This is a genomic window from Elioraea thermophila (ex Habib et al. 2022) (assembly GCF_003336755.1).
In the GTDB taxonomy this organism is placed as follows: domain Bacteria; phylum Pseudomonadota; class Alphaproteobacteria; order Acetobacterales; family Acetobacteraceae; genus Elioraea; species Elioraea thermophila.
Genome location: NZ_QMDI01000003.1, coordinates 81,120 through 99,605, shown reverse-complemented (window position 1 = coordinate 99,605; position 18,486 = coordinate 81,120). Strand labels below are relative to the sequence as shown.

The 18,486-nt window shown below is 72.8% G+C and carries 15 protein-coding genes and 1 other RNA gene; 13 read left to right on the top strand and 3 right to left on the bottom strand.

Going from position 1 to position 18,486, the window contains the following annotated elements; translation table 11 throughout:
* The first annotated feature begins 100 nt into the window (after positions 1-100).
* Genes DWB05_RS07960 through DWB05_RS07950 form a run of 3 tightly spaced genes read left to right on the top strand, consistent with a single transcriptional unit; the run spans position 101 to position 1,115 of the window.
* Complete coding sequence (locus DWB05_RS07960) at positions 101-496, top strand: RidA family protein (RefSeq protein WP_114376694.1); 396 nt, start codon at positions 101-103, stop codon at positions 494-496.
* Positions 496-891 carry a VOC family protein gene (locus DWB05_RS07955; protein ID WP_114376693.1) on the top strand — a complete coding sequence of 132 codons (396 nt, stop codon included), beginning with the start codon at positions 496-498 and terminating at the stop codon, positions 889-891. Before DWB05_RS07960 ends, DWB05_RS07955 begins: the two co-directional genes overlap by 1 nt.
* Positions 888-1,115 (top strand): ribbon-helix-helix domain-containing protein, encoded by a 228-nt coding sequence (locus DWB05_RS07950; protein ID WP_114376692.1) that lies wholly within the window; start codon positions 888-890, stop codon positions 1,113-1,115. Before DWB05_RS07955 ends, DWB05_RS07950 begins: the two co-directional genes overlap by 4 nt.
* Here DWB05_RS07950 and DWB05_RS07945 read toward each other — a convergent pair.
* Genes DWB05_RS07945 through DWB05_RS07935 form a run of 3 tightly spaced genes read right to left on the bottom strand, consistent with a single transcriptional unit; the run spans position 1,103 to position 8,493 of the window.
* The gene (locus tag DWB05_RS07945; protein WP_198669106.1) at positions 1,103-3,994 is read right to left on the bottom strand and encodes an AsmA family protein; all 2,892 of its coding nucleotides are present in this window, start codon (positions 3,992-3,994) and stop codon (positions 1,103-1,105) included. The genes DWB05_RS07950 and DWB05_RS07945 overlap by 13 nt on opposite strands.
* A gap of 48 nt (positions 3,995-4,042) precedes the next feature.
* Positions 4,043-7,654, bottom strand: a complete 3,612-nt coding sequence (locus tag DWB05_RS07940) for a hydantoinase B/oxoprolinase family protein (protein WP_114376690.1) — start codon at positions 7,652-7,654, stop codon at positions 4,043-4,045.
* 44 nt (positions 7,655-7,698) lie between these two features.
* Entirely contained in the window at positions 7,699-8,493 is a 795-nt protein-coding gene (locus DWB05_RS07935) for a putative hydro-lyase (protein WP_198669105.1), read from the bottom strand.
* Positions 8,494-8,589: 96 nt separating this feature from the next.
* On the opposite strand from DWB05_RS07935, the gene DWB05_RS07930 reads away from it, so the two are divergent.
* The 10 genes from DWB05_RS07930 to DWB05_RS07885 all read left to right on the top strand — a co-directional run bounded on the left by DWB05_RS07930 (position 8,590) and on the right by DWB05_RS07885 (position 18,483).
* Positions 8,590-9,192, top strand: coding sequence for a cation efflux transmembrane domain-containing protein (locus DWB05_RS07930; protein ID WP_114376688.1), 603 nt, complete (start codon positions 8,590-8,592; stop codon positions 9,190-9,192).
* 139 nt (positions 9,193-9,331) lie between these two features.
* Positions 9,332-10,099, top strand: a complete 768-nt coding sequence (locus DWB05_RS15215; RefSeq protein WP_332871715.1) for a TerB family tellurite resistance protein — start codon at positions 9,332-9,334, stop codon at positions 10,097-10,099.
* A 28-nt stretch (positions 10,100-10,127) separates the two neighbouring features.
* Positions 10,128-10,883 (top strand): N-acetylmuramoyl-L-alanine amidase, encoded by a 756-nt coding sequence (locus tag DWB05_RS07920; RefSeq protein ID WP_114376686.1) that lies wholly within the window; start codon positions 10,128-10,130, stop codon positions 10,881-10,883.
* Positions 10,884-10,920: 37 nt separating this feature from the next.
* Positions 10,921-11,328, top strand: an RNA gene (rnpB, locus tag DWB05_RS07915) — RNase P RNA component class A.
* 297 nt (positions 11,329-11,625) lie between these two features.
* Positions 11,626-12,081 carry a division/cell wall cluster transcriptional repressor MraZ gene (locus tag DWB05_RS07910; protein ID WP_114376685.1) on the top strand — a complete coding sequence of 152 codons (456 nt, stop codon included), beginning with the start codon at positions 11,626-11,628 and terminating at the stop codon, positions 12,079-12,081.
* The gene (rsmH, locus tag DWB05_RS07905) at positions 12,078-13,013 is read left to right on the top strand and encodes a 16S rRNA (cytosine(1402)-N(4))-methyltransferase RsmH (protein WP_269815563.1); all 936 of its coding nucleotides are present in this window, start codon (positions 12,078-12,080) and stop codon (positions 13,011-13,013) included. Before DWB05_RS07910 ends, rsmH begins: the two co-directional genes overlap by 4 nt.
* Positions 13,010-13,738, top strand: coding sequence for a cell division protein FtsL (gene ftsL, locus DWB05_RS07900; RefSeq protein ID WP_114376683.1), 729 nt, complete (start codon positions 13,010-13,012; stop codon positions 13,736-13,738). The genes rsmH and ftsL overlap by 4 nt, the downstream gene beginning before the upstream one ends.
* Positions 13,735-15,621: a peptidoglycan D,D-transpeptidase FtsI family protein gene (locus tag DWB05_RS07895; protein WP_114376682.1), complete on the top strand. Its 1,887-nt coding sequence runs from the start codon at positions 13,735-13,737 to the stop codon at positions 15,619-15,621. The genes ftsL and DWB05_RS07895 overlap by 4 nt, the downstream gene beginning before the upstream one ends.
* Positions 15,608-17,104 (top strand): UDP-N-acetylmuramoyl-L-alanyl-D-glutamate--2,6-diaminopimelate ligase, encoded by a 1,497-nt coding sequence (locus tag DWB05_RS07890; protein WP_114376681.1) that lies wholly within the window; start codon positions 15,608-15,610, stop codon positions 17,102-17,104. Before DWB05_RS07895 ends, DWB05_RS07890 begins: the two co-directional genes overlap by 14 nt.
* Positions 17,101-18,483 (top strand): UDP-N-acetylmuramoylalanyl-D-glutamyl-2,6-diaminopimelate--D-alanyl-D-alanine ligase, encoded by a 1,383-nt coding sequence (locus DWB05_RS07885; RefSeq protein WP_114376680.1) that lies wholly within the window; start codon positions 17,101-17,103, stop codon positions 18,481-18,483. The genes DWB05_RS07890 and DWB05_RS07885 overlap by 4 nt, the downstream gene beginning before the upstream one ends.
* Positions 18,484-18,486 lie beyond the last annotated feature (3 nt).

The window sequence follows — 18,486 nt, the reverse complement described above, 5'->3', positions numbered from 1 at the left end:
CGCGTGCGGTCGGGTTGGAAAGCGTCTCTGGCTGTGTCAGGGCCCAAGGGAAAGCGGTACGGTGGTCGAACGCACGCTTGTTGGATCGGAAGGCTGATCGATGGCCGTGACCCGCCGCCACATCTCCTCCGGCTCCCGCTTCGAGGCCGAGATCGGCTACTCCCGCGCGGTGGTCGACGGCGACTACGTCTGGGTCTCCGGCACCACCGGCTACGACTACGCGACCATGACCATCGCCGACGACGTCGCCGCCCAGGCGGAGCAGGCCTTCCGCAACATCGCCGCCGCGCTGGCGGAAGCCGGCTGCACGCTGGATGACGTGGTGCGCGCCCTGTTCATCGTGCCGCGGCGGGAGGACTGGCCGCCCTGCTGGCCGGTGATCAGGCGCCACTTGGGCCGCGCCCGCCCCACCTCCACCCTCATCCACGCCGCCCTGCAGGAAGACGCGATGCGGATCGAGATCGAAGTCACCGCCCGCCTGACTCGCTCCGCCTGATGCGCTTCGCCGTCGACCGCCTGGATCACCTCGTCGTCACCGTGCGCGACGTCGAGATCGCCGCCGCCTGGTATGCTCGCGTGCTGGGCATGGAGGTGGAGACCTACGGGCCGCACCTGCGCACTGCCCTCTTCTTCGGCGGGCAGAAGATCAATCTCCGGCCGGCCGATTCCACCCAGCAGGAATGGTGGACCGGCGTCAACGCGGCCCCGGGCACGCAGGACCTCTGCTTCGTCGTCACGGTGACGATCGAGGAGGTGATCGCGCACCTGCACGATCTCGGTGTGGCCATCGAACTCGGTCCCGTGAAGCGCGACGGGGCGCTCGGCCCCATCACTTCGGTCTACTGCCGCGATCCGGACGGCAACCTGATCGAGATCGCCACCTACGCGTGACGCGCCCGCGCCACCTGGAGAAGCGCTCGCTCAGCCTCGCCGGCCATCGCACCTCGGTCGCCCTCGAACCCGCCTTCTGGGCGGTGCTGGACGAGGCGGCGCGGCGCCGCCGCCTGCCGCTCGCCGCACTGGTCGCCGAGATCGATGCCGCCCGCTCCGACCCCGCCCTGCCGCTCGCCTCCGCGCTGCGGCTGTTCGCGCTTGCCGAAGCTCAGCGACGCTGAGCCCGTTCGGCGAGGAAGCGGGCGACCTCGGCCAGTTCCGGCACACGCGCCGGCCTCTCCCAGGCCCCCGTCAGCCTCAGCCCCAAGCGGGGTGGCGGTCCGACCGCAGCGGGGACGATTCGGGCCGAGAGGTCGAGCGAGCGCGTGCGCACATCGATTTCACCCGCGAGCGAGATCGCCCCTTCCTCGGAAGCGATCTCCACCCGCTCGAGCAACACCGTTCCCGCCACGACGCGCAATGCGCTTTCCGCCCGCGAGAGGGGCGTTGTCCCGCCGGCGAGGCCCGCGCGCACCTCATCGAGCGCACGGTCGGGCGGCTCGACCCCGGCCAACGCCCTCGTCACGCGGCCGAGATCGATCCCGATCAGGGTCCCCTCCGCCACCGTGACCGCTGCCTCACCCTCCACCGCGCCCAGCAAGGAGACCGCACTTCGTCCAGCGGCCGAAAGCCGCGCCAGGCCGCTCAGGCGGCCGCCTGCGACGTCGATGGCAAGGCCGAAGAGCGGTCCATCGAAGGGCAGCCGGTCGGCCTCGGCCTCCAGCTCGAGCCGACCCTGGGGCGGGTCGTAGCGGCCGCGCAGCGAAATCGTTCCATCGCCGCGGGCGGCGACGAGGCGCGACAGCGTCAGCGCGCCGTCCGCCACTTCGAGAGCACCCTCCGCCGACTCGAGCAACCTCTCGCCGGCCGCGTGCACCTCGCGTGCCCGCAGCAGGATCGCCGCCGTCCAGCCAGCGAACGGATCGGGCGGCAACGGTGCGCTGGAGCGCGGATCGAACCCGGGCAGGCGAAGGCTCTCCGCCTCGACGGAGAGGGCGGCGCGACGGCCGGCGGCACCGAGCACGAGCTCGCCTGAGAGGCGCCCACGCATCTCGCCGATGCCGACCTCCACCGTGCGCAGGGCGAGCCGCTCACCGTCGCGCGCAAGATCCGCGATCACCGCGAGCGAGCCTTGCCCGAGCCAGGTTTCCGTCTCCGGCAAACCGAGGGCGGCGAGCAGGCGCGACGCCCCGGGGTGGCGCAGGGCAAGCCTGCCCTCGAAGCGCGCGAGATCGGCGGACGCCCGGCCCGCCGCCTCGAAGCGGGCGTCGAGGGCCTCGATCGCCGAGGTCACGACCAGCCCCGCCCCCTCCGGCCGCCCCGCAACCCGCAGCGTGTAGCCGCCCTGCCAGAGCGGACGGACGGCTTCCACCACATGCCACGGCAACAGGGGCACCAGCCCGGCGACATCGCCGCCCTCGAAGGCGACATCGAAGGCGCCGAGCCGCGCCTCCGGCGCGAGCGTCCCCACCGCCGACAGCGACAGGCGACCGCCGGCGATGTCGGCGATCGCCAAGCGGATCACGCCCTCGCCGCCGCCGGGCGGACGGGAGGCTTCGAGGACGACGTCGCGGGCGACGAAATCGCCGATCGGCATCGCCCCCACCTCGAGACGCAGGGCGCCCGCGACCGGCAGGGCGAACGCCGCGCGCGGATCGCCACGCGCGAGCTCCAGCCAGGGGAGGGGATCGAGGTGGGTGGTGCGCAGCGCGGCCGAGACCGACGGTGGATCGCGGCCTTCCAGCACGAGCGTACCGGTGAGCGGGGTGCCGTCGATCGCCGTCCGCTCGCCCGCGTCCAGCCGGATCGCGGTCGCCGAAGCGACCACGCCGCCCGACAACACCGCCTGACGGAGCACCGAGCCGGCCGGCGGGGAGAAGCCGAGCCAAGAGAGAAGTGCGGGCAGGTCGGGCGCGTCGAGTTCGACGAGCCCGTCGAAGCGGGGCCCATCCGCCGAGCGCGAGACGCTGCCGCCGATCGCCAGGATCGCCCCACCAGGCAGGAACGCGGCGGCCTCGTTGATCGCGATCTGGTCGGCCTCGATCTGGGCTGCGACCCGCAGCGACCGCAGCAAGCCCCCGCGCAAGGACGCCGCCTCGACGGAGAGGTCGAGCCCGATCGGAAAGGGCGGTGCGGCGATCAGCCGCGGCGCCGGCGCCACCCAAGGGTCGAGATCAAGACGGACGGCGGCGAGCGCGAGATCGGCCCGCGGCGCGGTGTCGAGGCGCAAGGAGAGCGCACCGGCGAAGCGGCTGCCGCCGATCTCCAGCTGGAGCTGATCGGCCGTCGCCGCCGCCCCTTCGATGGAAAGCCTCGCTTCGGCGCGGAACGGCAGGGCGGGGCCCGGCAGGAGCGCCGAAAAGTCGGTCCCTTCGACCTGGACCGAGCCCGCGAAGGCGAAGCCGCCGTACCAGGAGATGCCGGAGGCGCGCATGGCCGCCCCTCGCCAGGCGAGCCTGAGTTCGAGCGGGGCCGCCCCTTCGTAACCGCCCTGACCGAGGGCGACGGAAAACTCCGCCGGCTCGCCGGCGACCTCGAACCGCCCCTGGGCGGTGTAGGCACCGACCACGCCCTCGGCCGAGAGGCGCGCGAACACCCCGCCCAAGCGCGCGCCGCCGACCTCGACCTCGCCGCGCTCGAGCCGCACCTCGGCGCCGGCGAGAACGATCGCCGGCCGGCCGACGACCTCCCACAGCGGCGCGGTGAGGGCGGCCACGCGGAGCCGCGGCGCAACCAGGGTCAGATCCGTGACCACGACCTCGCCGCGCAGCAGCGGCGCCAAGGCGAGCCCCAGCCGAAGCTCCTCTGCCGAGCCCGAAAACCCATCCCCCGCGTCACCGATGCTGACGCCGCGCGCCGTCAGCCGCGGCTGCGGCAGGAGCTCGAGGGCGAAGGCGCCGTCGATCCGAACCTCCCGTCCCAGCCGGGCCGACCCGACCCTCTCCACCTCGGCGCGATAGTCGGACCAATCGACGTGCCGCGGCAGCAGCCAAGCCGCGAGCACGCCGAAGGCGGCGACAAAGGCGAGAAGCCAGGCAAGCGAGCGCAGAACGGAGCCCACGGCGGCGGGATTGCCAGAGAGCCCCCGGCGGAACAAGCGAAGCCCGCGTCAGGCGGGGGCGCCGTAACCTCCTCCGCCGGGGGTTTCGATCACGAACACGTCGCCCGGGAAGAGGTCGCGCGAGTCGGTGCCTGAGAGAGGCTCGATGCGGCCATCCGCCCGCTCGACCCACTGCCGGCCGGGCGCGCCGTCCGCCCCGCCGGCAAGGCCAAACGGGGGGACGGTGCGGCAGGAGGCGAGGATCGCCGCCTGCATCGGCGCGCGGAAGCGGATGCGCCGGATCGCCCCGTCCCCGCCGCGCCAACGCCCCGCCCCGCCCGAGCCGCAGCGGATGGCGAAGGTCTCGAGCAGCACGGGGTAGCGCAGCTCGAGGATCTCGGGGTCGGTCATGCGCGTGTTGGTCATGTGCGTCTGCACCGCCGAGGTGCCGTGGAACCCCGGACCCGCGCCGGAGCCGCCGCAGATCGTCTCGTAGTACTGGAACCGCCCATCGCCGAAGGTGACGTTGTTCATCGTCGCCGCCGAACAGGCGATGGCGCCGAGCGCGCCGAACAGGGCGTTGGTCACCGCCTGGCTCACCTCGACGTTGCCGGCGACCACCGCCGCCGGGGCCTTCGGCGCGAGGAAGGATCCCTCGGGCAGCACGATGTCGATCGGCGCGAGGCAGCCGTCGTTCAGCGGGATGTCCTCGCCGACGAGGCAGCGGAAGCAATACAGCACGGCGGCGCGGGTGACGGCGGGAGGTGCGTTGAAGTTGTCCGCCCTCTGGGGGGCAGTGCCAGTGAAATCGACCACCGCCCGGCGGGCGGTCCGATCCACCCGCACGGCCACACGCAAGAGGTCGCCGTTATCCATCCGGTAGTCGAACGAACCGTCGCCGATGCGATCGATCACGCGCCGGACGGATTCCTCCGCGTTCTCCATCACGTGCCGCATGTAACGCCGCACCGTGGCAAGCCCGAAGGTGGCGATGGCGCGTTTGAGTTCGATCACCCCCTTCTCGTTGGCGGCGATCTGGGCGCGGATGTCGGCCACGTTCATGTCCGGGTTGCGCGCGGGATAGCGCGCTGCGGCGAGGAGGGCGCGGAACTCCGCCTCGCGGAAGCGGCCGCCTTCGACGAGCAGGAAGTCGTCGATGAGCACGCCCTCCTCCTCCAGCGTGCGCGAAGCCGGCGGCATCGAGCCCGGGGTGATGCCGCCGATGTCGGCGTGATGGCCGCGCGAGCCGACGAAGAACAGGATCTCTCGCCCCGCGTCGTCGAACACGGGGGTGATGACGGTGACGTCGGGCAGATGCGTGCCGCCGTTGTACGGGTTGTTCAGCGCCACCACGTCGCCGGGGCGCAAGGTCTTGCCGCGCGAGCGGATCACCGTGCGCACGGACTCGCCCATCGCGCCCAGGTGCACCGGAATGTGCGGCGCATTGGCAACGAGCCGCCCCTCGCCGTCGAACAGGGCGCAGGAGAAGTCGAGCCGCTCCTTGATGTTCACCGACTGCGCGGTGTTCTGCAGCACCGCCCCGGTCTGCTCGGCGATCGACATGAACAGGTTGTTGAAGAGTTCGAGCATCACCGGGTCTGCCCCTTCGCCCTCGCGGTCGGTGCCGATGGCAATGCGCGCGGGGCGGGCGGCGATGCGGCGGAGGATCAGATGGTTCGCCTCCGTCACGGTGGCGCGCCAGCCGGGCTCCACCACCGTGGTGGCGTTGGCCTCACGGATCAGCGCCGGGCCGTCGATCACGTCGCCGGCGAGCAAGGTGTCGCGGTCGAACACGGGCGTGTCGTGCGCCGTGCCGCCCGTGAACATCTCGACGCGATCGATGGGGGCTGGCGCACCCTCCGTGCGGCGCGCATGGGCCGCCTCGCGCACGGGCTCGCCGGGCTGGATGGCTTCCACCGCCACCGCCTCCACGATCAGCGCGCGATCCGGGGTGGCGAAGCCGAAGCGCGCGCGATGCGCCGCGGTGAAGGCCTCGACCATCGCCTCGTGGTCGGCGAAGGGAACGGGCAGCGGCGTGTCGGTGCCCTCGTAGCGGATGTGCGCGGTTCGCACGAGCCGGATGGCGTCGCGTTCGGCCCCCTGCGCGATCAGGGCCGCGGTCGCCTCCTCGGCGAGGGAGCCAAGCCGCGCCTCGAGCGCGGGGATCGTTTCGGGCGCGAGCCGCATCTCCACTGCCCCCTCGCGGATCACGCTCTGGTCGGCAAGCCCCATCCCGTAGGCCGACAGCACGCCGGCGAAGGGGTGGATGAATACCGTGTCCATGCCGAGCTCGTCCGCCACCAGGCAGGCATGCTGGCCGCCCGCGCCGCCGAAGCAGACGAGCACGAAGCGCGCCGGATCGCGCCCCTTGCGGATCGACACCTCCTTGATCGCGTTCGCCATATTGGCGACCGCGATCTTCAGGAACCCTTCCGCCACCTCGCGCGGGTCCTTGAGCGGTGTGGCGGTGGCGCGCGCGATGCGGGCGGCGAGTGCCAGGAAGGCCTCGCGCACGGTGGCGGCATCGAGCGGGCGGTCGCCGGAGGGGCCGAAGATCGCCGGGAAATGGGCCGGCTGGATCTTGCCGAGACACACGTTCGCATCCGTCACGGTGAGCGGACCGCCGCGGCGATAGGACGCGGGACCCGGGTTGGCGCCCGCACTGTCCGGCCCCACCCGGTAGCGCGCGCCGTCGAAATGCAGGATCGACCCGCCGCCCGCCGCCACGGTGTTGATCGCCATCATCGGCGCACGGATGCGCACCCCCGCCACCACCGTCTCGTAGGTGCGCTCGAACTCGCCGTCGTAGAGGGCGACGTCGGTCGAGGTGCCGCCCATGTCGAAGCCGATGATGCGCGCGAAGCCCGCCATGGCGGCGGTGCGCGCCGCGCCGACGATGCCGCCGGCGGGGCCGGAGAGGATGGCGTCCTTGCCCTGGAAGGCGTCCGCGCGCGCCAACCCCCCGTTCGACTGCATGAAGTAGAGGGGCGTGTCGCCGAGTTCCTCCTCCACCTGGCGGACGTAGCGGCGGAGGATCGGCGAGAGATAGGCATCGACCACCGTGGTGTCGCCGCGACCGACCCACTTGATGAGCGGGCTGACTGCGTGGCTGGCCGAGACCTGGGTGAACCCCTCCTCGAGCGCGATCGCGGCGAGGCGGCGTTCGTGGTCGGGGAACTTCCAGGCGTGCATCAGCACGATGGCGACGGCGCGGATGCCGTCGGCAAAGGCGGCGCGCAGGGCGGCGCGCGCCTCCTCCTCGCCGAGGGGTTCGATCTCCTCGCCCTCCACCGTCACGCGGCCCGGGACCTCCACCACGCGCTCGTAGAGGAGTTCGGGCAGCTTGATCTCGAGATCGAACAGGCGGGGGCGGGCCTGGTAGCCGATGCGCAACTGGTCGGCAAAGCCGCGGTTCACCAGCAACAGGACACGCTCGCCCTTGCGTTCGAGCAGCGCATTGGTGGCCACCGTGGTGCCCATCTTCACCGCCGCGATCAGCCCCCGCGGGATCGGCGCGTCGGAAGGAAGCCCCAGCACGGCGCGGATCCCGGCCACCGCCGCGTCGCGGTAGCGCTCGGGGTTCTCCGAGAGGAGCTTGTGCGTGGTGAGGGTGCCGTCGGGGTGGCGGGCGACGATGTCCGTGAAGGTGCCGCCGCGGTCGATCCAGAACTGCCAGGCCATGCGATGCGTCCGGGGAGAAGGGCGAGCGAGGGGGTGAACGCCGCTCAGAGCGCGGCGAGACGGCTGTTGCGCAGATCGGTCACCAGCATGCAGCCGGGCGCGTGGGTGATGGCGAAGGGCACGCGCGCGGCGACGATCACCGCCTGCGGGGTGACACCGCAGGCCCAGAACAGCGGCAGCTCGTCGTCCTCGACCGGCACCGGCTCGCCGTAGTGCGGCGCGGAGAGATCCTCGATGCCGATCAGGTGCGGGTGGCCGATGTGCACGGGGGCCCCGTGCACGGCGGGAAACCGGGACGTGATGGCGATGGCGCGGATCGCGTCCGCCGGGCGGAACGGGCGCATGGAGACGACGAGGGGCCCCGCGAACCGGCCCGCCGGTGTGCAGGGAATGCTCGTGCGCCACATCGCCACGTTGCGCCCCATCGCGAGGTGCTTGAGGGGGATTCCGTCGGCGATCAGCGCCTCCTCGAAGGAGAAGGAGCAGCCGAGCACGAAGGCGACGAGGTCGGTGCGCCAGTGCGCCAGGATGTCGGTCGGCTCCGCGACGAGTTCGCCCGCCCGCCAGACGCGATAGCGCGGCAGGTCGGTGCGCAGGTCGAGATCGGCGCCCAGGGCGGGAAGGTGCGGGTCGCCCGGTTCGGAGACGGCGAGCAGCGGGCAGGGCTTGGGATTGGCCACACAGAAGCGGAGGAAGTCGGCCGCGTCCGCCGCCGGCAGCACGACGAGGTTGCCCTGCACGAAGCCCGGGGCGAGGCCTGCGGTGTGGCCGGCATAGCCTTCGCGCGCGGCGCGACGGGCGGCGGCACCATCCGGGCAGTCGGGGCGGGCCAGGGTCACGACAGGGGCATGGCAGCTCACGGCTTCGCTCGCTGACGTTTCGGGACAGAGCCGGCATCATGCCCGAGCCGGGCCGCTTGGCCAGAGGAACCGCCCATGCCCGCTCCTTCCGCCTATCCCGACGGCTTCCGTCGCACGGTCGCCCGTGTGGCCGCCCTCAACCTCGGCTATTTCGGCATCGAGGCCACGGTCGCGCTGCTCATCGGCTCGGTCGCGCTGCTCGCCGACTCGATCGACTTCCTCGAGGACGCCTCGGTCAACCTGCTGATCTGGGCCGCGGTTGGGTGGAGTGCGGCGAACAGGGCGCGAGTCGGGCACGTTCTCGCCCTGCTGCTCCTGGTGCCGACCATCGCCGCGCTGTGGATGGCGTGGCGGAAGATCCTCGACCCCGTCGCCCCCGCGGCCTTGCCGCTGTCGCTCGCGGGCGCCGGCGCCCTCGTGGTCAACGTCGCCTGCGCGCTCATGCTCGCCCGCTTCCGCGCGGGTGGGGGGTCGCTGATCCGCGGCGCCTATCTTTCCGCCCGCAACGACGCCATCGCCAATGTCGCGATCATCGTCGCGGGCATCGTCACCGCCACCGTCTGGCGCAGCGCCTGGCCGGACGTGATCGTCGGTCTCGGCATCGCGGCGCTCAACGCCGATGCCGCGCGCGAGGTCTGGCAAGCGGCACGGGCGGAGGCGCGCGAGGCCCGCGCCTGAACGACATCGGCGTTCATCAATCGGTGACCGGAGCGAGGCACGAATTCGCCTCGCGCTGACGGCACGCCGGTCGCGTGCTAGAGGGGCGGATCGGGGAACGGGTGACGACGTGGGGTTCTGGGGCAAGGTCCTCGGCGGCATGGCCGGCTTCGCGATGGGCGGGCCGATGGGAGCGGTGATCGGCGCCGCCCTTGGCCACGCTGCGGATCAGCGTGCCACGGCCACCGGCGGGGCCATCCCCAACCCGATGGACGCCCTGCTGCGCCCCGACCCGCTGCGCCTGGTCGACGCCGCGCGTCTGCTCGGCAACCGCGACACGGTGTTCTCGATCGCCATGGTCGTGCTCGCGGCCAAGCTCGCCAAGGCGGACGGGCCGGTGAAGCGGGCGGAGATCGACGCCTTCAAGCGGATGTTCCGCTTCCCGCCGGAGGCGGCGAAGGACATCGCGCGGCTGTGGGACCAGGCGCGGGAGAACCCCCATGGCTTCGAGCCTTTCGCCGAGAAACTGGCGGAAGCCTTCGCCGACAACCGCACCGTGCTCGAGGACGTGGTGGCGGCCCTGCACCAGATCGCGCTGGCGGATGGCCCGATCAACGACGCCGAGCGTCGCTTCATCGACGAGGTGGCGCGGCGGATGAAGCTTTCCGAACGCGAACGCGAGCGGGCGCGTTCCGGCGGCGGTGCTCGGCCAGCGCCGAACGAACCCGACCCCTACGAGGTGCTCGGTGTGTCCCGAAGCGCGTCGGACGAGGAGATTCGCGCCGCCTGGCGCCAGCTGATGCGCGAGCACCATCCGGATACGCTGGCCTCGCGGAACGTTCCCCCGCGTTTCGTCGAGCACGCGACGCGACGCGTGGCGGAAATCAACGCCGCCTGGAACCGGATCAAGCGCGAGCGCGGGCTGTGAGCCGCGCGACGGCGGTGCCCAGGGGACGGTGATCCCGATCATCGACACCCCCTCGCCGAACCACGACGCGCGTCCGCCGGGCGTGCCGATCGACGTGCTCGTCCTGCACTACACGGGCATGCGCACGGGCGAGGAGGCGCTGGCGCGGCTGCGCGATCCGACGGCGAAGGTCTCGTCGCACTGGCTGGTCGAGGAGGACGGGCGGGTGTTCGCGCTCGTGCCCGAGGAGCGGCGAGCTTGGCATGCCGGCGTTTCCTTCTGGCGCGGGCGGGTGTTGCTGAACGACCGCTCGATCGGCATCGAGATCGTGAACCCCGGCCACGACTGGGGCTACCGCCCGTTCCCGGAACCGCAGATCGCCGCCGTGATCGCGCTCTGCCGCGACATCCTCGCCCGGCACCCGGTTCGGCCGATCGACGTCGTTGCGCACAGCGACATCGCCCCCGACCGCAAGCGGGACCCCGGCGAGCTCTTTCCCTGGGCGCGGCTCGCCGCAGCCGGGGTCGGGCTGTGGCCGGGCGAGGCACCCAGAGCCGTGGATGAGGTGCCGCCGCTCACGCCCGGTGAGACGGGCGACGGCGTACGGGCGCTGCGCGCCACCTTGCGGCGGATCGGCTACCGGGTGGCGCCTGAGGGCCCAGTGGACGAGGCGCTGACCACGGTGCTGACCGCCTTCCAGCGGCACTGGGCGCCGCACCGCACCGATGGGGTGGCGGATGGGCGCACGCGCTGGGCGGCGGGGCGGGTCGCCGCCCTCGCCGAGGGCCGTGGCGCAGGCCCTTGAACCGACTGACCCGGACGTCCCACATTCGTCGTGCGGGTCAGGCGGCCGGACGGCCGCGCCGGCCGGGGCGAACGCTCCGGCGGTGAGGAAAGTCCGGGCTCCACGGGAACACGGTGCCGGGTAACACCCGGCGGGGGCAACCCCAGGGACAGTGCCACAGAGAACAGACCGCCGACGCGCGAGGGAAACCTCGCCCGCCGGCAAGGGTGAAACGGTGCGGCAAGAGCGCACCGCGGCCCCGGCAACGGGGACGGCACGGCAAACCCCACCGGGAGCAAGACCGAATAGGGGCGGGCGGCGGCGGGTTCCCCGGCCGCAGGCGCGTTCCCGCGCATCCCGCCCGGGTTGGTCGCGCAAGGCGTCCGGCGACGGGCGTCCCAGATGAATGGCCGTCCAGGGGTGGCGACACCCCGGACAGAACCCGGCTTACAGGCCGCCTGACCCGCGCGCCCGTAACGATCGTGCGTGAACAAAACGCGAATACTGCCGGCGGTCCTGGCCAGGCGCTGAATCCTGCCGGGGGCTTGCCCTCAATCCTTTCTTCACGATTGGCAGAACGGCGTCAAAAACCGCGCTGAACCAGGTTTTTCCATGGTTTCGCGTTGACTGCCCAGGATTTCCCATGCTATCCCATATCTGACCATGAGGCGGCAGCGCCGCCCGCCTTCGTCCCGCGCCCCGCTGCCCGCGCGTCGGCCGAAGGCGGGGCGCGAGAGAGAAGGGCGGGCACGGCGGACGAGGGATGGGCCAGTTCCTGGGCACCCACGTGAACAGGCTGGACCGCAAGGGCCGGGTCTCGGTCCCCGCACCCTTTCGCGCCGCACTCGCACGGTTCGAGACCACCGAGTTGATCCTGCGCCCGCACCACAAGTCGGCCTGCATCGAGGCTCGCCCGGAACCGGAGTTCCGCCGCCTCGCCGCACGCCTCGACACGCTCGACTCGTTTTCCGACGACCACGATGCGCTCGCCTTCGCGCTCTTCGCCTCCGCCCACTCGGCCATTCCGGACGCGGAAGGGCGGATCGTGCTGCCCGAGGCGCTGATCGCGCATGCGGGGCTCGGCGAGACGGTCGCCTTCGTCGGGCTCGGGCGGCTGTTTCAGATCTGGACGCCGGAGGAAGCGGAACGGATGACGCGGAGTGCGGTGCAGGCGGCACGCGAGCGCGGCCTCACCCTGCCGGGCGGAGGGACGGCGTGAGCGGGCACGTTCCCGTCATGCTGCGGGAGGCGGTCTCCTTCCTCGCGCCGAAACGGGGCGGCATCTATCTCGATGCGACCTTCGGCGGCGGCGGCTACACGCGCGCCATTCTCGAAGCCACAGAGTGCACCGTGTTCGCGATCGATCGCGACCCGGATGCGATCGCGCGCGGTGCCGCCCTGCTCGCGCGCTACCCGGGCCGCCTCACCTTGATCGAAGGACGTTTCGGCGATCTCGTCGATCTTCTCGCCGCGCATGGTGTCGCTTCCCTCGACGGCGCGGTGTTCGACTTCGGTCTCTCCTCCTTCCAGCTCGACGACCCCGCGCGCGGCTTCTCCTTCCGCGCGGAAGGCCCGCTCGACATGCGGATGGGGCGGTCCGGGCGCACCGCGGCCGATCTCGTCAACACGCTCGACGAGGTGGAGCTCGCCGCCCTGATCCGTGATTACGGCGAGGAACGGCACGCGCGGCGCATCGCCCGCGCCATCGTGCGTACGCGCGCGGAGGCGCCGATCACCACCACCGCCCGCCTCGCCGACATCGTGCGTTCGGTCGTGCCGCGTGCGGCGGACGGCATCGACCCCGCCACGCGCAGCTTTCAGGCGCTCAGGATCGCGGTGAACGAGGAGCTCGACGAGATCGCGCGCGGGCTTGCCGGCGCCATCGATCTTCTTTCTCCGGGTGGACGAATCGTCGCTGTTTCGTTCCATTCCCTGGAGGATCGCATCGTGAAGCGTCTCTTCGCCGACGCCGCCGGACGCAGTCCCTCCCCCTCGCGGCACGACCCCCGCGGCCTTCTCTCGCCCGCGCACCCGCGTTTGCGCCTGCTCACCACCAAGCCTGTGGTTCCGGCAGCGGACGAGATCGCCGCCAACCCGCGCGCGCGCTCGGCCCGGCTGCGCGCGGCCGAGAAACTGGCGGAGGCCGCATGATCCGCCCGGGCCTCCTGCTCTGGGCCGCGCTCGTCGTCGCCGCGGGGCTGCTGCTCTACAAGGTGAAGCACGACGTTCGCGAGCTCGAGGCGGAGCTCGCGGGCCTCAACCGCGCGATCCAGGAGCGGCGCGACCGCATCCACGTTCTGGAAGCGGAATGGTCCCTGCTCAATGAGCCGGAGCGGCTGCGTGACCTCGCGACCCGCCATCTCGCGCTAGGCCCCTTGCGCGCCGATCAGCTGGCCCGTGCTTCCGAAGCGGTGCCACGTCTCGCGCTCGCGCCCGCCCGCGCCCTGCCCGCCGCCGAGCCGCCCCCACCCGTCGCGCAGTCGGCACCCGCCGCGGAGCCGCCCCTCGCACCCACCGTCGTCGCATCGCTACCCCTGCCGCCGGTCTTCCCCGACACCGTGCCGCGGAGCGCGCCGCCGCCCCAGGCGGCGGAGCGTCGCAGTATCGCCACGCCGGCCCCGTCCTCCGCCCTGCCGCAGGCCCGCCCCCTCTCTGCACCCGAGGTCCCGGCGCCGCGCCCCGCCCCTCGGCCGGCTGCCGCGCCCGTTTCCCCCGCAACTGGGCCCGCAGGTCCGGTCGCCGCGCCGCCGCAGCCCTCGCCGGCCACGACACCCGCTGCGCCGGCGACCCCGGTTCTGCCTAGGCCGGCCCTCGCCTCCGCCCTCGGCACCCCCGCCGGCAGCCTGCCGCCGCCCGTCGCAGGACCGCCACGGTGAGCGAAGCGAAGGCCGCGCCGCGACATGCCCTGCCGCCGGTCGCCGTCTCCCACGGCCGGCCGCTGGTGCCGCTCGGTCGCGACCGGCCGAAGCGACATCCGCTCGAGGTCGCGCGCGCCCGCCTCGCCTTCGGCGCCGGCGTTTTCGCCTTGCTCTACGTCGCGCTCGCCGCCCGGCTGATCGACGCCGCCACCGCCGAACCGGGCAAGATCCGCGCTCAGGCCGCGCCGACCGCGCTCGTCGCCGCCGAACCGCGCGTCGACCGCGCAGCGATCGTCGATCGCAACGGCGTGGTGCTGGCGATGAGCCTTCCCTCGGCTGGGCTCTACGCCAACCCGCGCGAAATCATCGACCCTGAGGAGACGGCGCGCCGGCTCGCCACGGTGCTGCCGGGGCTCGACCCGGCGGCCCTCGCTCCGCGGCTCACCGGCGAGCGCCAGTTCGTCTGGATCCGCCGCCACCTCAGTCCGCGCGAACAGCAGGCGGTGATCGCGCTCGGTCTGCCGGGGCTGCATTTCCAACGCGCCGAACGCCGGGTTTACCCGCAGGGCCGCGCGGCCGTGCATGTGCTCGGCGGCACCGACGTCGACGGCAACGGCATCGCCGGCGTGGAGAAGTCCTTCGACCATCGCCTGCGCGAGAACCCGGCCGAGCCCCTGCGGCTTTCCATCGACGTGCGCGTGCAGCACGTCCTGCGCGAGGCGCTCGCGCGCGCGATCGAGCGCTTCGACGCGATCGGGGGGGCCGGCGTGGTGCTCGACGTCAGCTCCGGCGAGGTGTTGGCGATGGCTTCGCTGCCCGACTACGACCCGGCGGACGTCGCCACCGCAAGCGAGGCCGAGCGCTTCAACCGCATCACCGTCGGGGTCTACGAACCGGGCTCGACCTTCAAGCTGCTCACCACCGCCGCCGCCCTCGATCTGGGCACGGTGCCGATCTGGGGCGGCTACGACGCCTCGCGCCCGATCACCTACGGCCGCTTCACCATCAACGACTTCCGCGGCAAGAACCGCTGGCTCACGGTGCCGGAGATCTTCGCCTACTCCTCCAACATCGGCACCGCGCGCATGGCGCTCGACATCGGTGTGGCCCGCCACCGCGCCTTCCTCGACCGGGTGGGCGTGCTGCGTCGGGTGCCGATCGAGCTGCCCGAGACCGCGATGCCGCTCTTCCCGCACGGGGCGAACTGGCGCGAGATCAACACCCTGACCATCTCCTACGGGCACGGCATCTCGGTCACCCCGCTGCATGTCGCGATGTCCGCCGCGGCCATGGTCAATGGCGGGAGGCTCGTCCGTCCCACCATCCTCGCCCGCGACCCGACCGAACCCCCACCGCTGACGCCGCAGGTGATCAGGCCGGAGACCTCGGCCACGCTCAGGCGCCTGATGCGGTTGACGGTGACGGACGGGTCGGGCAAGGGCGCCGACGTTCCCGGCTACTTCGTCGGCGGCAAGACGGGCACCGCGCAGAAGGTCGGCCCGGGCGGGCGCTACCTCGCCAATGCGCGCATCAGTTCCTTCACCGGCATGTTCCCCTCCTACGACCCCCGCTACGTCGTCTACGTGATGATCGACGAGCCGAAGCCCCGGCGGGACACGCACGGCTTCGCCACGGGTGGGTGGGTGGCGGCACCGGCCGCGCGCGAGGTGATCGAGCGCATCGGCCCCCTGCTCGGCTACCTGCCGCAGCCGGAGACGCCGGTGATCCGCGAGGCGCTGGCGATGCCGATGCAGCCGCCGCGCCCCGCCCGCCCCGCCCCGCGGCCGGCCGAACCGCAGCGCGCCGGCCCCGCCGCGCCGGCCCCGACCCCTCAGCCCGCTCGCCAGGCCGCGCTCGCCCAGGCGATCGGTAGCGCGCCCGCGACCGATGCGGCTCGCTGACCTCATGCACGGCTCGGCACTCCCCGCCACGCTGGAAGGCCGCGCGCTGGAGGCCGCGCGACTGGCCGCCTTCGAGGTGACCGGACTCACCGCCGACAGCCGCCGCATCAGGCCGGGCGACCTGTTCGCTGCCCTGCCGGGGACGAAGGCCGACGGCCGCGCCTTCATCGCCGAGGCGGTGGCGAAGGGCGCGGTCGCCGTGCTCGCCCCCGAAGGCACCGCTTGGCCGCCGGGCGTCCCCCCCCGCCCCCTCATCCTCGATCCCGACCCGCGGCGGCGCTTCGCGCTGATGTGCGCGGCGTTCCACGGTGCCCAGCCGGCCACGGTGGTCGCGGTGACCGGGACGAACGGCAAGACCTCGACCGTCGATTTCCTGCGCCAGATCTTCGCCGCCCTGCATGACGGCAAGGCCGCCTCGCTCGGCACGCTCGGACTGATCGCGCCGGGCTTCGCCCCGGGCGCGTCGCTGACGACGCCCGACCCCGCGAGCCTGCACGAGACGCTCGCGGCGCTCGCGCGGGCGGGGATCGCGCATGCCGCGATGGAGGCCTCCTCGCACGGGCTCGATCAGCGCCGTCTCGACGGCGTGCGGCTCGCCGCGGCGGCCTTCACCACCTTCACCCGCGACCATCTCGACTATCATGGCACCATGGCGGCCTATCTCGCCGCCAAGCTCCGTCTGTTCGAGGCGCTGCTCGAGCCGGGACGGCCGGTGGTGGCGCCGACGACGCTGGCGGCGGAGGCGACGGCGGCTTTGCGCGAGGTCTGCGCCCGGCGCGGCCTCGTTCTGCACACGGTCGGGCGGGGCGGGTCGCTGATCGAGGTCGAGACCCTGGTCCCCCTCGCCGAGGGCACGCGCGTTGCGCTGCACTGCCGCGGCGAGCGGTTCGAGCTCATCCTGCCACTGGTCGGCTTCCAGGCCGAGAACGCGCTGACCGCGGCCGCGCTCGCCATCGTCACGGGGTCGGAACCGTCCCGCGTCTTTGCGATTCTGCCGCGGCTTGCCGGCGTGCGCGGCCGCATCGAGCGGGTCGCCACGCTGGCGAACGGTGCCGCCGTCTACGTCGACTACGCGCACACGCCGGATGCGATCGCCGCCGTGCTCGCCGCGCTGAGGCCGCATTGCGCGGGCCGCCTCACGCTCGTCTTCGGTGCCGGCGGCGATCGCGATCCCGGCAAGCGCACGCCGATGGGCGAGGCCGCCTGTACGGCGGATCGCATCATCGTCACCGACGACAACCCGCGCTCCGAAGACCCGGCGGCGATCCGCGCGGCAGTTCGCGCGGGCTGCCCCCAGTCGGAGGAGATCGGCGATCGCGCCGCCGCGATCGCGGCGGCGATCGCCGGGCTCGGCCCCGGCGACGTCGCGGTGATCGCCGGCAAGGGCCACGAGCAGGGCCAGATCGTCGGCGACCGCGTCATCCCGTTCGACGATGCGGCGATCGCACGCGACGCGGTGGAACGGCTGGGCGGGCGGCGATGAGCGCGCTCTGGACTTCGGCCGAGATTGCGGACGCGGTAGGCGGACGCGCGTGCGCTCCGTTCGTCGCCTCAGGCGTGTCGATCGATTCCCGCACGCTTGCCCGCGGCGACCTGTTCGTCGCCCTGAAGGGAACGCGCGACGGGCACGACTTCGTCGCCGATGCGCTGCGCAAGGGAGCGACGGGGGCTCTCGTTTCGCGCGATCCGCCCGAGGTCGCGGGCGACCCGCGCCTCATTCGGGTCGAGGACACGCTCGCCGCTCTCACCGCTCTCGGCCGGGCGGGCCGCGGCCGCGCGCGCGCCACGCTGATCGCGGTCACGGGCAGCGTGGGCAAGACGGGCACGAAGGAGGCGCTGCGACACGTGCTCGCCCGCCAGGGCGGCTGCCACGCCGCGGCGGCGAGCCACAACAATGCGATCGGCGTCCCCCTCACCCTCGCCCGCCTGCCGCGCGACATCCCCTACGCCGCGGTCGAGATCGGCATGAACCGGCCGGGCGAGATCGCGCCGCTGGCGAGACTTGCCGCGCCGCATGTCGCGATCATCACCACCGTCGAGGCGGTGCACATCGAGTTCTTCCCACACGAGGAGGCGATCGCCGACGAGAAGGCCTCGATCATGCAAGGCGTGGTCGAGGGCGGTGCCGTGGTGCTGAATCGCGACAACCGCCACTTCGCCCGCCTCCTTTCGGCCGCGCAACACCTCGGCATCGCGCGCATCCTGACTTTCGGCGCCGATCCCCGCGCGGATGTCCGCCTGCTCGATTGGCGCGCGGAAGGTTTCGGCGGACGGGCGCGCGCCAGCCTGCTCGGCCAGGAGATTGCGTTCCGTCTCGCCGCCCCCGGCCGGCACGCCGCCCACAACGCGCTCGCCGTGCTCGCCGCCGTGTTCGCGGCCGGAGCCGATCCGTTCCGCGCCGCGGAAGACCTCGCCGACCTTCCGCCCGCTCCGGGGCGCGGGCAGCGGCTCGCCATCCGGCTGGGCGACGGCGAGGCGATCCTGATCGACGACTCCTACAATGCCTCGCCGCCCTCCATGCGTGCCGCCTTCGCCGTGCTGGCCGACGCGCTGGCCGCACGCCGTGTCGCCGTGCTCGGCGACATGCTGGAACTCGGCGAGCGGGCGGAGGACGAGCACCGCGCGCTCGCCCAGGCCGCGGCCGAGGCGAGAATCGACCTCGTCTTCTGCTGCGGGCCGCTGATGAGGCACCTCTACGAGGCGCTGCCCATGCGCATGCGCGGCGCGCACGCGGCCGACTCGGAGGCGCTGCTGCCCCTCCTGCAGGGCACGCTGCAGCCGGGCGACGTGATCCTGGTCAAGGGCTCGCTCGGAAGCCGCATGGGCCGCATCGTCGACGCCCTCGCGCGGACGGGAGGGTGAGCG